Here is a 12,002-nt window from a genome sequence, read left to right as displayed (position 1 = left end):
TCCGATGGCTTTAAAAACATTCAAACCAATCACCCCCGGCCTGCGCCAGCTGGTGATCGTCGACCGCAGCGAGCTCTACAAGGGCAAGCCGGTCAAGAAGCTGACGGAGGGCAAGAGCTCCTCCGGCGGCCGTAACAACCTGGGTCGCGTGACCGTTCGCTTCCGTGGCGGTGGTCACAAGCGCACCCTGCGCCTGGTCGACTTCAAGCGTCGCGGCCGTATGGGCGATGTGGCTGTCGTGGAGCGGATCGAGTACGATCCGAACCGTACCGCCTTCATCGCGCTGATCGGCTACGCCGACGGCGAGCAGGCTTACATCCTGGCTCCGCAGCGCCTTGCTGTCGGCGATAAGGTGTCGGCTGGCGAGCAGGTCGATATCAAGCCGGGTAACGCCATGCCGATCGGCAACATGCCGGTGGGAACGATCATCCACAACGTCGAGCTGAAGATCGGCCGTGGCGGCGCTCTGGCCCGCTCTGCCGGCACCTATGCTCAGATTGTGGGTCGTGATCAGGGCTACGTGACGGTCCGCCTGAATTCCGGCGAGCAGCGCATGGTCCATGGGCAGTGCTTCGCCAGCATCGGCGCGGTGTCGAACCCTGACCACATGAACACCTCGCTCGGTAAAGCTGGCCGTAACCGCTGGCTCGGCAAGCGTCCGCATAACCGCGGCGTTTCCATGAACCCGATCGACCACCCGCACGGTGGTGGTGAAGGTCGTACTTCCGGTGGCCGCCATCCGGTGTCCCCGTGGGGCGTCCCCACCAAGGGTAAGAAAACCCGTTCGAACAAGCGGACCGACAAGTTCATCGTGTCGAGCCGTCACGCTCGTAAGAAGTAAGGATAGAGGCACGTCATGGCACGTTCGCTTTGGAAGGGTCCGTTCGTCGACGGTTACCTCCTCAAGAAGGCCGAGGCTGCCCGTTCTTCGGGCCGCAACGAGGTCATCAAGATCTGGAGCCGCCGCTCCACGATCCTCCCGCAGTTTGTGGGCCTCACGTTCGGGGTCTACAACGGTCAGAAGCACATTCCCGTCAACGTGAGCGAGGAAATGGTGGGTCACAAGTTCGGCGAGTTCTCGCCGACCCGCACCTTCCACGGCCACGCGGCGGACAAGAAGGCGAAGAGGAAGTAAGATGGGTAAGGCCGCAACTCCTCGCGCATTGAGCGACTCCGAGGCGAAAGCCGTCGCTCGCATGCTGCGCGTCAGCCCTCAGAAGCTTAACCTTGTTGCGGCTCTCATCCGCGGCAAGAAGGTTTCGACGGCTCTCGCTGATCTCGAGTTCTCCCGTAAGCGCATCGCTCGCGATGTAAGGAAGTGCCTCGAGAGCGCCATCGCCAACGCCGAGAACAACCACAATCTCGATGTGGACGATCTCGTCGTCAGCCAGGCATTCGTCGGCAAGGCGCTCGTCATGAAGCGCTTCCACGCCCGGGCCCGCGGTCGCGGCGCTCGTATCGAAAAGCCGTTCTCGAACCTCACGATCGTGGTTCGGGAAGTTGCCGAACAGGCATAAAGGAGAACCAGATGGGTCAGAAAATCAACCCGATCGGTCTTCGGCTCGGCATCAACCGGACCTGGGACTCGCGCTGGTTCGCCGGCAAGGGCGAGTACGCCAAGCTGATGCACGAGGATATGGCGATCCGCGAAGCTCTGATGAAGCAGCTGAAGCAGGCCGCCGTCTCGAAGATCGTGATCGAGCGTCCGCACAAGAAGTGCCGCGTCACCATTCACTCGGGTCGTCCGGGCGTGGTGATCGGCAAGAAGGGTGCCGACATCGAGAAGCTCCGCAAGACCGTCGCCAAGATGACGGACGCGGATGTGGCGATCAACATCGTCGAAGTCCGTAAGCCGGAAGTGGACGCCACCCTGGTGGCGGACTCGATCGCTCAGCAGCTCGAGCGTCGCGTCGCCTTCCGCCGTGCCATGAAGCGCGCCGTTCAGTCGGCGATGCGTCTTGGCGCAGAGGGCATCCGTATCAACTGCTCGGGCCGTTTGGGTGGCGCTGAAATCGCCCGCCTCGAATGGTATCGCGAGGGTCGCGTTCCGCTGCACACGCTGCGTGCGGACGTCGATTACGGTGTGTCCACCGCGTTTACGACCTACGGCACCTGCGGCATCAAGGTTTGGATCTTCAAGGGCGAAATCCTTGAGCATGATCCGATGGCCCAGGACAAGCGTATGAGTGACGAAGGGGGCCGCTCTGGTGGCCGCCGCGATCACGCGGCGTAACGGAGAGGTCAGGAGAGGTTTGCCATGTTGCAACCGAAAAAAACCAAGTTCCGTAAGCAGTTCAAGGGCCGTATTTCCGGCACTGCGAAGGGTGGTACGGACCTCAACTTCGGCCAGTTCGGCTTGAAGGCGATGGAACCCGAGCGTGTTAACGCTCGTCAGATCGAGGCGGCTCGCCGCGCCATCACCCGCGCCATGAAGCGCGCGGGTCGGGTGTGGATCCGCATCTTCCCGGACGTGCCGGTGTCGACGAAGCCGACCGAAGTGCGTATGGGTAAGGGTAAGGGCGCTCCCGAATATTGGGCAGCCAAGGTAAAGCCTGGCCGCATCATGTTCGAGATCGACGGCGTGCCGGAAGATATCGCTCGTGAGGCCCTGCGCCTCGGCGCAGCGAAGCTCCCGATCAAGACGCGCTTCATCCAGCGCATTGCCGAGTAAGGAGAGAATCATGAAAACCAAGCAGAGATTCTCTGACCTTAAGGCAATGTCCGCTGATCAGCTGTCGGATGAGTTGCTGAACCTGAAGAAGGAGCAGTTCAACCTCCGCTTCCAGCGCGCCACCGGCCAGCTCGAGAACACCGGACGTGTCCGCGAAGTCCGCCGGGACGTCGCCCGCGTCAAGACGCTGCAGCGCCAGAAGGCCGCTGCGGCTAAGGCTTAAGAGGAAATCAAGATGCCGAAGCGCGTTTTGCAGGGCGTCGTTGTCAGCGATAAGCAAGACAAGACGGTCGTCGTGAAGGTGGAGCGTCGTTTCACGCACCCGGTTCTGAAGAAGACCGTGCGTAAGACGAAGAACTACCATGCACACGATGAGGCCAATAAGGCCAAGGTGGGCGATACGGTCTTCATCGAAGAGACCAAACCGCTCTCCAAACTCAAGACCTGGGTGCTCGTCGACCAAGCGAAAGCCTAATAAGGCTTTCTTTTGGGGTTGTCCGATAGGGGCGGTTCGTGTATACGACCGCCTCTCTCGACATTTGAAGGGCAGGGGACAGCAGATCCCCGTCAGGCGTAGTCCGGGGGGCAATAGTGCCTTTTGCCCGGAAACCTGTCTGAAACAAAGGAAAGGATCAAAGCCATGATCCAGATGCAGACGAATCTTGACGTCGCCGATAATTCCGGCGCCCGTCGCGTGATGTGCATCAAGGTTCTCGGCGGTTCGAAGCGTAAATACGCTTCGGTGGGCGATATCATCGTCGTATCCGTGAAAGAGGCTATTCCGCGCGGCCGCGTGAAGAAGGGCGACGTCATGAAGGCGGTCGTCGTGCGCACCGCGAAGGACATCCGTCGCGCTGACGGCTCGGTCATCCGTTTCGACCGCAATGCCGCCGTTCTGATCAACAATCAGAAAGAGCCGGTCGGCACCCGTATCTTCGGCCCCGTTCCGCGTGAACTGCGTGCCAAGAATCACATGAAAATCATTTCGCTTGCGCCGGAGGTGCTCTAATGGCCGCGAAGATCAAGAAGGGCGACAAGGTCGTCGTCCTGACCGGTCGCGACAAGGGCAAGACCGGTGAAGTCGTTCAGGTGCTCCCGAAGGACGATCGCGCGGTTGTCCGTGGCGTGAACCTCGTGAAGCGCCATCAGCGCCAGACGGCGACCCAGGAAAGCGGCATTATTACGAAAGAAGCCTCGATCCAGCTGTCGAACCTGGCCTACGCAGACCCCAAGGACGGCAAGCCGACCCGGGTTGGTTTCAAAGTTCTCGAAGGCGGCCGCAAGGTTCGCTTCGCCAAGCGTTCGGGAGACCTGATCGATGGCTAAGGCTGACATCTACACCCCGCGGCTGAAGAAGCACTACGAAGAAGTGGTGCGTCCGAAGCTGATCGAAGAATTCGGCTACAAGAACCCCATGGAAGTGCCGACGATCGAGAAGATCGTCCTCAACATGGGCGTTGGCGAGTCGACCGCCGATTCCAAGAAGGCTACGGTTGCCGCTGCCGACCTCGCGCTCATCGCAGGTCAGAAGCCGGTGATCACGAAGGCCCGCAAGGCTATCTCGCAGTTCAAGGTCCGCGAGAACATGCCGATCGGTGCAAAGGTTACGCTCCGCAAGGTGCGTATGTACGAGTTCCTCGATCGTCTCGTCACCATCGCGCTTCCTCGCGTCCGCGACTTCCGGGGTTTGAACCCCAAGTCGTTCGATGGCCGCGGAAACTACGCGATGGGCATCAAGGAGCACCTGGTGTTCCCTGAGATCAACTACGATAAGGTAGAGCAGGTTTGGGGTATGGACGTTGTCATCACGACGACAGCCAAGACCGACGATGAAGCCCGCGCTCTGCTGCGTCACTTCAACTTCCCGTTCCGGCAGTGAGGATAGCTGTCCTCAGACGCGGACACTGGAGATAAAAGAATGGCTAAGAAAAGCGCTATTGAGAAGAACAAGCTTCGTCGCGAGCTCGTGAAGAAATTCGCGGGCCGTCGTGAGCGCCTCCTGGCGGTCGCCAACGACGAGTCGAAGTCCATGGAGGAGCGTTTCGAAGCGCGCCTCAAGCTGGCTGAGCTGCCGCGCAACTCGAGCAAGTCCCGCATTCGCAACCGTTGCGAAATCACGGGCCGGCCGCGCGCATACTACCGCAAGCTCGGCATGTCGCGCATCGCTATGCGTGAGCTCGGCAACAAAGGCCTGATCCCGGGCCTTGTGAAGTCCAGCTGGTAAGAGGGAGAGCATCATATGATCAACGATCCGTTGGGCGATATGCTCACCCGTATCCGCAACGCGCAGATGCGCCGCCGCGGTACTGTTTCCACCCCTGGCTCGAAGCTCCGTGCCCGCGTTCTTGAGGTTCTCAAGAGCGAAGGCTACATCCGCGACTATTCGCAGACCGAGTTCGGCAATGGCCGTACCGAGTTTTCGATCGAGCTGAAGTACTATGACGGTCAGCCGGTGATCCGCTCTATCGAGCGCGTCTCCAAGCCGGGCCGCCGCGTGTATGCTTCCGTCGACACCATGCCTCGCGTGGCTGACGGCCTCGGCATCACCATTCTCTCGACGCCCCAGGGCGTGATGGCCGATCATGAGGCCCGTGAGAAGAACGTGGGCGGCGAAGTGCTCTGCAAGGTCTTCTAAGGCCAGGCATCAGCACAGAACCACGGAGATTCGAAAATGTCACGAGTAGGCAAAAAGCCAGTTCCGGTTCCGTCGGGTGTGACGGCGACCGTTGACGGTCAGATGGTTAAGGTGAAGGGCTCGAAGGGCGAACTCTCGTTCCTCGTTCCCGAAGAGGTGTCGGTCGTTCTTGAGGACGGTGCCGTGTCGGTGACCCCGCGCGATCAGTCCAAGGCCGCCCGTGCGAAGTGGGGCCTGTCCCGCGCTCAGGTTGCAAACCTGGTGCAGGGCGTGTCCAACGGCTTCGAAAAGCGCCTCGAGATCAACGGCGTCGGCTACAAGGCCGCTGTCGCGGGCAAGATGTTGAAGCTGTCGCTCGGCTACAGCCACGACATCGACTACGAAATCCCGGCTGGTATCGCGATCGCGACGCCGAAGCCGACGGAAGTCGTCGTCACCGGCATCGACAAGCAGAAGGTCGGCCAGACCGCCGCCGAGATCCGCGACTATCGCGGTCCCGAGCCCTACAAGGGCAAAGGCGTCAAGTATGCCGGCGAATTCATCTTCCGCAAGGAAGGCAAGAAGAAGTAAGGACGACGTATCATGGCTGAGAAGAAAGGCGCCGAAGATCGCCGCAAGGCCCGTGTGCGCCGTGCGATCCGGAAGGCTGCGAATGGACGCCCGCGTTTGTCGGTGTTCCGTTCGTCCAAGCAGATCTACGCCCAGGTTATCGATGACGAGCGCGGCGTAACCGTCGCTTCGGCTTCGACGGTCGAGAAGGACCTGAAGGGCAAGCTCAAGACCGGCGCGACCGTTGAGGCCGCAAAGGAAGTGGGCAAGCTCGTCGCTGAGCGCGCAGCCAAGGCTGGCGTGAAGCAGGTGATCTTCGATCGCTCGGGCTACCTTTATCATGGTCGCGTTAAGGCTCTCGCCGACGCTGCCCGTGAAGGTGGTCTGGACTTCTAATCTTAAGACATTCATGAACGGGGCGGGTGGTGTTTACCTCCTGCCCTGATCGTGCTTTACGGCGGGTATCGTATAAACCCCTAGCGAGCGGGCCCGCCGCCCGCGCAAGTGAGAGGTCTCATGGCAAGAGAACCAAGAGAACGTGCTGATCGCGAAGACAGCGAATTCGTGGATCGCCTGGTCCACATCAACCGTGTTGCAAAAGTCGTAAAGGGCGGCCGTCGTTTCGGCTTCGCTGCTCTCGTCGTCGTCGGTGACCAGAAGGGTCGCGTCGGCTTCGGTCACGGCAAGGCCCGCGAAGTTCCGGAAGCGATCCGCAAGGCCACCGACGCTGCCAAGCGCTCGATGATCCGCGTTGCGCTCCGCGAGGGTCGCACCCTGCACCACGACGTGAACGGCCGCCATGGCGCCGGCAAGGTCGTGCTGCGTGCTGCTCCCCAGGGTACCGGCATCATCGCCGGCGGCCCGATGCGCGCCGTCTTCGAGGCGGTCGGCATGCAGGACGTCGTGTCCAAGTCGCTCGGCTCGTCCAACCCCTACAACCTCGTTCGCGCGACTTTCGACGCGCTCAAGAACGAGGACAGCCCGCGTTCCGTGGCTGCTCGCCGTGGCCTGAAGGTCTCGACGCTGCAGGCTCGTCGTCGTGACGCCGATGCGTCCGCCGACCTCGGCGCTGATGCTTAAGGGAGGCTTCGATAATGGCAAAGAAGCCTGCAGCTGCAGTATCCACCATCACCGTTGAGCAGATCGGTTCGCCGATTCGCCGTGAGTCTAAGCAGCGCCAGACGCTGATCGGTCTCAAGCTCAACAAGCTTCACCGCACCTCGACCCTCGAAGACACGCCGTCCGTGCGCGGCATGATCGAGAAGGTCAAGCACCTCGTGCGCGTTGTCGACGGGCAGTGAGGAGAGCGTCATGAAACTGAACGAAATTCGTGACAACGAAGGTTCTACCAAGAACCGCATGCGTGTCGGCCGTGGTATCGGCTCCGGCAAGGGTAAGACCGGCGGCCGTGGCGTCAAGGGTCAGACCTCCCGTAGCGGCGTGGCGATCAAGGGCTTCGAAGGCGGTCAGATGCCTCTGCATCGTCGTCTTCCGAAGCGTGGCTTCAACAAGCCGAACGCGATCGATCTCAACGAGGTCAATGTCGGCCGTATCCAGCAGGCCATCGAGGCCGGCAAGCTCGACAAGACCGCTGCGGTCACCGTCGAGTCGCTGGTTGCCGCCGGTGTAGTCTCCAAGCCGCGCGACGGCGTGAAGATCCTCGGCGTTGGCGAGCTCAAGGCCAAGCTGTCCTTCCAGGTCCATGGCGCGTCCAAGTCGGCCGTCGCGGCTATCGAGAAGGCTGGTGGTTCGGTGACCCTTCTGGGCGCCGTTGCGCAGGCGTGAGCCAGCGCCCACATTAATCAAGATCCAAGCGGCGGCCCGCGTCTGATCGCGTGGCCGCCGTTTGTGTGATGTGAGTTACGTAAGTTTCAGTTTGACTGCGCTGCGTGAAGGCGCGATCAAGCTCCTGCCTTCCAAGAATTGCACGGTCCGTGCGGAGACCCTCTTCGCGTAACGTCGACCATGCTTGGGTATTTCGGGGACGAAAAATGGCTTCAGCAGCCGAGCAACTCGCCGCAAACATCAATTTCGGTTCAATCGCCAAAGCCGAGGAATTGAAGAAGCGCATTTGGTTCACCCTCGGCGCGCTCATCGTCTATCGCCTCGGCACCTACATACCGCTGCCCGGAATCGATCCGGAGGCCCTGCGCCAGAGCTTCCAGGGTGCCAGCGGTGGTGTCCTTGGCCTCTTCAACATGTTTTCGGGCGGTGCTGTCGAGCGCATGGCGATCTTCGCCCTGAACATCATGCCCTATATTTCGGCATCGATCATCGTGCAGCTCCTCACCTCCGTTCTGCCCTCGCTCGAGGCGCTGAAAAAGGAAGGCGAGGCAGGCCGCAAGATCCTCAATCAATATACCCGTTATCTCACGGTCTTCCTGGCGGTCTTCCAGTCCTGGGGCATCGCCGTCGGCCTGCAGAGCTCGGGCAGCATCGTGGTCTCGCCCGGTCCGTTCTTCCTGATCTCGACGGTCATTACCCTGACCGGCGGCACCATGTTCCTCATGTGGCTCGGTGAGCAGATCACGTCGCGCGGCATCGGCAACGGAACCTCGCTGATCATCTTCGCGGGCATCGTCGCTAACCTGCCGACGGCCATCGCCGGCACCCTGGAGCTCGGCCGTCAAGGCGCGATTTCCACCGGCCTGATCATCGGCGTTATCGCCATGGCGATCCTGATCATCTACTTCGTGGTGTTCATGGAGCGCGCCCAGCGCCGCCTGCTGATCAACTATCCCAAGCGCCAGGTCGGCAACCGGATGTACGAGGGGCAGACCTCGTTCCTGCCCCTCAAGCTGAATACCTCGGGCGTGATTCCGCCGATCTTCGCCTCCTCCTTACTGCTGCTGCCGGCCACCATCGCCAGCTTCCAGAGCAATGCGGACGGCACTGGCATCATCTCGACGCTCACCGCCTATCTCGGCCACGGCCGTCCCGCCTACATGTTCATGTACGCGGCCCTGATCGTGTTCTTCGCGTTCTTCTATACGGCCATCGTGTTCAATCCCACCGAGACTGCCGACAACCTGAAAAAGCAGGGCGGCTTCATTCCGGGCATCCGTCCAGGCGAGCGCACTGCCGATTTCATCGATCAGGTGTTGACTCGCATCACCGTTCTTGGTGCAGCCTACCTCGTCATCATCTGCTTGATTCCAGAGCTTTTAGTGTCCTATGCGGCCCTGCCATTCTACTTTGGCGGCACTTCGCTTCTGATCGTGGTGTCTGTTACCATGGACACCGTGGCCCAGGTTCACGGCCATCTGCTGGCTCACCAGTATGAGGGGCTCGTGAAGAAGGCGAAGCTCAAGGGCGCGCGGCGGCGGTAAGAACGGGGCTCCTCACCGGGCGAGGCGAGGGGACTTCAAGAATTGTGAGGGGGACGTCGATGAGGATCATCCTGCTGGGGCCGCCTGGGGCCGGCAAAGGGACCCAGGCCGTGCGCATGGTCGAGCGCCTGGGGATTCCCCAGCTGTCGACCGGCGATATGCTCCGCGCAGCGGTGGCTGCCGGCACACCGGTGGGCCTCAAGGCCAAGGCGGTGATGGACCGGGGCGACCTGGTCTCCGACGACATCGTGGTCGGCATCATTGCCGATCGGATCGAAGAGGCCGATGCCAAGGACGGCTTCATCCTCGATGGCTTTCCCCGCACCGTGGCGCAGGCCGAGGCCTTTGACACCATGCTAGCCGAGAAGGGCCTGAAGCTCGATGCCGTCATCGAGTTCAAGGTCAACGAGGGCGAGCTGGTGGACCGCATCGTGAAGCGGGCCAAGGAAACCGAGGCGCGGGGCGAGCCCGTCCGCAAGGACGACAATCCGGACGTCTTTAAGACCCGCCTCGAAGCCTACAGAAATCAAACGGCTCCGCTTTCGGCTTATTACGAAAGCAAGGCGAAGCTGAAGACCGTCGACGGCATGCGCCCGATCGACGAAGTCACCGAAGCGGTCAAGGGAATCTTGGGTCGCTGAGGGGCAAGGGCTTGACTCGCGGGAAGAATCTCGTTAGGGCCATGCCTCTTGCACAAGAGCCTGCATATCCAGAGGGTTTCGTAAGGAACCTCTCTGGCTTGTTGTGTTCGCAATAAACCCGCGCAGGGGCCGGCCTCCACCGGACGCGCGATAACATCAACAGAAGCTTCTGGCTTCGAGACATGGAGACGGACGATGGCCCGTATAGCAGGCGTCAACATCCCGACAGCCAAGCGCGTTGTGATCGCGCTTCAGTACATCCACGGCATTGGCGCCAAGAAGGCCCAAGAGATCATCGAGAAGGTCAACATTCCGGCCGAGCGCCGCGTGAACCAGCTGACCGACGCCGAAGTTCTGGCCATCCGCGAAACCATCGACCGCGACTACCTCGTGGAAGGTGACCTTCGCCGCGAAGTGTCCATGAACATCAAGCGCCTGATGGATCTCGCTGCTTACCGTGGCCTGCGCCACCGCCGCAGCCTGCCCACCCGTGGTCAGCGCACGCACACCAACGCCCGTACCCGTAAGGGCAAGGCGAAGCCGATCGCCGGCAAGAAGAAATAGTTTTCTGACGGCCACCCGCCTGGGTGGCCCTTTCTCCCGAGCGCCTGGCATGACGGGCGCGTTTGAAGGACCTTTGGAATGGCTAAAGAAGCGACCCGCGTCCGCCGCCGCGAACGTAAGAACATCGTCTCCGGCGTGGCGCATGTGAACGCCTCGTTCAACAACACCATGATCACCATCACCGACGCTCAGGGCAACACGATTTCGTGGTCCTCGGCCGGCGCGATGGGTTTCAAGGGCTCACGTAAGTCGACCCCTTACGCCGCGCAGGTTGCCGCTGAAGATGCGGCCCGCAAGGCTTCCGAGCACGGCATGCGCACCCTCGAGGTCGAAGTGTCCGGCCCCGGCTCCGGCCGTGAGTCCGCGCTGCGCGCCCTCCAGTCGGCAGGCTTCACCGTCACCTCGATCCGTGACGTGACGCCGATCCCGCACAACGGCTGCCGCCCGCGCAAGCGTCGCCGCGTCTAATATCAAGATCATCCGGCGCGTGGGCCTCCGCTCACGCGCTTCCCGGTTTAAAGGGTTGGCCTGAAGCTCCCCTTCAAGCCGTACCTCAAGAGGTGTGGTTGTGATCCAAAAGAACTGGCAAGAACTGATTAAGCCGAACAAGCTCGAAGTTGCTCCCGGCGACGATCCGAAGCGCATTGCGACGGTCGTGGCTGAGCCGCTCGAGCGCGGTTTCGGTACGACGCTCGGAAACTCCCTGCGTCGCGTTCTGCTGTCGTCGCTCCAGGGCGCCGCAGTGACGTCGATTCATATCGACGGCGTGCTGCACGAGTTTTCCTCCATCCCGGGCGTCCGTGAGGACGTGACGGACATCGTCCTCAACGTGAAGACGATCGCCATCAAGATGCAGGGCGAGGGCCCGAAGCGCATGACGCTTCGCAAGACCGGCCCCGGCGCTGTCACCGCTGGCGACATCAACACGGTTGGCGACGTGCAGATCCTGAACCCCGAGCTGGTGCTCTGCACCCTCGACGAGGGCGCCGAGATCCGCATGGAGTTCACGGTCGATACCGGCAAGGGCTATGTCCCGTCCGAGCGCAATCGCGCTGAAGACGCTCCGATCGGTATGATCCCGGTCGACTCGCTCTACAGCCCGGTGAAGAAGGTGTCGTATCGCATCGAGAACACCCGTGAGGGTCAGATTCTCGACTACGACAAGCTCATCATGACGGTCGAGACCAATGGCGCCGTGACGCCTGAGGATGCCGTGGCTTATGCCGCCCGCATCCTGCAGGATCAGCTCCAGGTTTTCGTGAACTTCGAAGAGCCCCGCAAGGAAGAGGCTGCCGCCGCCGCGCCGCAGCTTCCGTTCAACCCTGCGCTGCTCAAGAAGGTCGACGAGCTCGAATTATCGGTCCGTTCGGCGAACTGCCTGAAGAACGACAACATCGTCTATATCGGCGACCTCATCCAGAAGTCCGAGGCGGAAATGCTCCGCACACCGAACTTCGGCCGCAAGTCGCTCAACGAGATCAAGGAAGTTCTCGCCGGCATGGGCCTGCACCTCGGCATGGACGTGCCGGGCTGGCCGCCGGAGAACATCGAAGACCTCGCGAAGCGCTTCGAAGAGCATTACTAAGAATTCCGGAGCCGCCCTTCCACATGGG

At 61.3% G+C, this 12,002-nt stretch carries 22 protein-coding genes; all 22 read left to right on the top strand.

What is annotated here, in order from left to right:
• Window positions 1–4 precede the first annotated feature (4 nt).
• Complete coding sequence (rplB, locus tag AB4Y85_RS18590; protein WP_441986404.1) at window positions 5–841, top strand: 50S ribosomal protein L2; 837 nt, start codon at window positions 5–7, stop codon at window positions 839–841.
• 15 nt (window positions 842–856) lie between these two features.
• Window positions 857–1,135: a 30S ribosomal protein S19 gene (gene rpsS / locus AB4Y85_RS18585; RefSeq protein WP_036352963.1), complete on the top strand. Its 279-nt coding sequence runs from the start codon at window positions 857–859 to the stop codon at window positions 1,133–1,135.
• Between the two features lies 1 nt (window position 1,136).
• Complete coding sequence (gene rplV / locus AB4Y85_RS18580; RefSeq protein WP_441986403.1) at window positions 1,137–1,517, top strand: 50S ribosomal protein L22; 381 nt, start codon at window positions 1,137–1,139, stop codon at window positions 1,515–1,517.
• 11 nt (window positions 1,518–1,528) lie between these two features.
• Window positions 1,529–2,233 carry a 30S ribosomal protein S3 gene (gene rpsC, locus AB4Y85_RS18575; protein ID WP_441986402.1) on the top strand — a complete coding sequence of 235 codons (705 nt, stop codon included), beginning with the start codon at window positions 1,529–1,531 and terminating at the stop codon, window positions 2,231–2,233.
• A 24-nt stretch (window positions 2,234–2,257) separates the two neighbouring features.
• Entirely contained in the window at window positions 2,258–2,671 is a 414-nt protein-coding gene (gene rplP, locus AB4Y85_RS18570) for a 50S ribosomal protein L16 (protein ID WP_009764306.1), read from the top strand.
• Between the two features lie 10 nt (window positions 2,672–2,681).
• Window positions 2,682–2,894 (top strand): 50S ribosomal protein L29, encoded by a 213-nt coding sequence (rpmC, locus tag AB4Y85_RS18565; protein WP_190846515.1) that lies wholly within the window; start codon window positions 2,682–2,684, stop codon window positions 2,892–2,894.
• Between the two features lie 12 nt (window positions 2,895–2,906).
• Window positions 2,907–3,146 carry a 30S ribosomal protein S17 gene (gene rpsQ, locus AB4Y85_RS18560; RefSeq protein ID WP_243375466.1) on the top strand — a complete coding sequence of 80 codons (240 nt, stop codon included), beginning with the start codon at window positions 2,907–2,909 and terminating at the stop codon, window positions 3,144–3,146.
• A 165-nt stretch (window positions 3,147–3,311) separates the two neighbouring features.
• A complete protein-coding gene (gene rplN, locus AB4Y85_RS18555) occupies window positions 3,312–3,680 on the top strand; it encodes a 50S ribosomal protein L14 (RefSeq protein WP_009764309.1) in 369 nt (122 codons plus the stop codon).
• Window positions 3,680–3,997 carry a 50S ribosomal protein L24 gene (gene rplX / locus AB4Y85_RS18550; protein WP_441986401.1) on the top strand — a complete coding sequence of 106 codons (318 nt, stop codon included), beginning with the start codon at window positions 3,680–3,682 and terminating at the stop codon, window positions 3,995–3,997. Before rplN ends, rplX begins: the two co-directional genes overlap by 1 nt.
• Window positions 3,990–4,550 (top strand): 50S ribosomal protein L5, encoded by a 561-nt coding sequence (gene rplE / locus AB4Y85_RS18545; protein ID WP_441986400.1) that lies wholly within the window; start codon window positions 3,990–3,992, stop codon window positions 4,548–4,550. The genes rplX and rplE overlap by 8 nt, the downstream gene beginning before the upstream one ends.
• Before the next feature lie 39 nt (window positions 4,551–4,589).
• Window positions 4,590–4,895 carry a 30S ribosomal protein S14 gene (rpsN, locus tag AB4Y85_RS18540; RefSeq protein WP_441986399.1) on the top strand — a complete coding sequence of 102 codons (306 nt, stop codon included), beginning with the start codon at window positions 4,590–4,592 and terminating at the stop codon, window positions 4,893–4,895.
• A gap of 15 nt (window positions 4,896–4,910) precedes the next feature.
• Window positions 4,911–5,306 carry a 30S ribosomal protein S8 gene (rpsH, locus tag AB4Y85_RS18535; RefSeq protein WP_036352993.1) on the top strand — a complete coding sequence of 132 codons (396 nt, stop codon included), beginning with the start codon at window positions 4,911–4,913 and terminating at the stop codon, window positions 5,304–5,306.
• Between the two features lie 36 nt (window positions 5,307–5,342).
• Window positions 5,343–5,876 carry a 50S ribosomal protein L6 gene (gene rplF, locus AB4Y85_RS18530; protein ID WP_441986398.1) on the top strand — a complete coding sequence of 178 codons (534 nt, stop codon included), beginning with the start codon at window positions 5,343–5,345 and terminating at the stop codon, window positions 5,874–5,876.
• A gap of 12 nt (window positions 5,877–5,888) precedes the next feature.
• Window positions 5,889–6,251, top strand: a complete 363-nt coding sequence (gene rplR, locus AB4Y85_RS18525) for a 50S ribosomal protein L18 (protein WP_441986397.1) — start codon at window positions 5,889–5,891, stop codon at window positions 6,249–6,251.
• 120 nt (window positions 6,252–6,371) lie between these two features.
• On the top strand, window positions 6,372–6,935 hold the full coding sequence (gene rpsE / locus AB4Y85_RS18520; protein ID WP_441986396.1) for a 30S ribosomal protein S5: 564 nt from the start codon (window positions 6,372–6,374) through the stop codon (window positions 6,933–6,935).
• Between the two features lie 14 nt (window positions 6,936–6,949).
• A complete protein-coding gene (gene rpmD / locus AB4Y85_RS18515; protein WP_441986395.1) occupies window positions 6,950–7,156 on the top strand; it encodes a 50S ribosomal protein L30 in 207 nt (68 codons plus the stop codon).
• Between the two features lie 10 nt (window positions 7,157–7,166).
• On the top strand, window positions 7,167–7,640 hold the full coding sequence (gene rplO, locus AB4Y85_RS18510; protein WP_441986394.1) for a 50S ribosomal protein L15: 474 nt from the start codon (window positions 7,167–7,169) through the stop codon (window positions 7,638–7,640).
• A 206-nt stretch (window positions 7,641–7,846) separates the two neighbouring features.
• Window positions 7,847–9,184, top strand: coding sequence for a preprotein translocase subunit SecY (gene secY / locus AB4Y85_RS18505; protein WP_441986393.1), 1,338 nt, complete (start codon window positions 7,847–7,849; stop codon window positions 9,182–9,184).
• Window positions 9,185–9,243: 59 nt separating this feature from the next.
• Complete coding sequence (locus AB4Y85_RS18500; protein WP_441986392.1) at window positions 9,244–9,825, top strand: adenylate kinase; 582 nt, start codon at window positions 9,244–9,246, stop codon at window positions 9,823–9,825.
• Between the two features lie 195 nt (window positions 9,826–10,020).
• Window positions 10,021–10,389, top strand: a complete 369-nt coding sequence (rpsM, locus tag AB4Y85_RS18495) for a 30S ribosomal protein S13 (RefSeq protein ID WP_441986391.1) — start codon at window positions 10,021–10,023, stop codon at window positions 10,387–10,389.
• 78 nt (window positions 10,390–10,467) lie between these two features.
• A complete protein-coding gene (rpsK, locus tag AB4Y85_RS18490) occupies window positions 10,468–10,857 on the top strand; it encodes a 30S ribosomal protein S11 (RefSeq protein ID WP_047186967.1) in 390 nt (129 codons plus the stop codon).
• A 94-nt stretch (window positions 10,858–10,951) separates the two neighbouring features.
• Window positions 10,952–11,974 carry a DNA-directed RNA polymerase subunit alpha gene (locus tag AB4Y85_RS18485; protein ID WP_441986390.1) on the top strand — a complete coding sequence of 341 codons (1,023 nt, stop codon included), beginning with the start codon at window positions 10,952–10,954 and terminating at the stop codon, window positions 11,972–11,974.
• The last annotated feature ends 28 nt before the right edge of the window (window positions 11,975–12,002 follow it).

The organism is Microvirga sp. 2YAF29 (assembly GCF_052114605.1).
GTDB lineage: Bacteria > Pseudomonadota > Alphaproteobacteria > Rhizobiales > Beijerinckiaceae > Microvirga.
The sequence above is the reverse complement of the archived record's forward strand: the minus strand, read 5'-3'. Positions and strand labels throughout refer to the sequence as shown.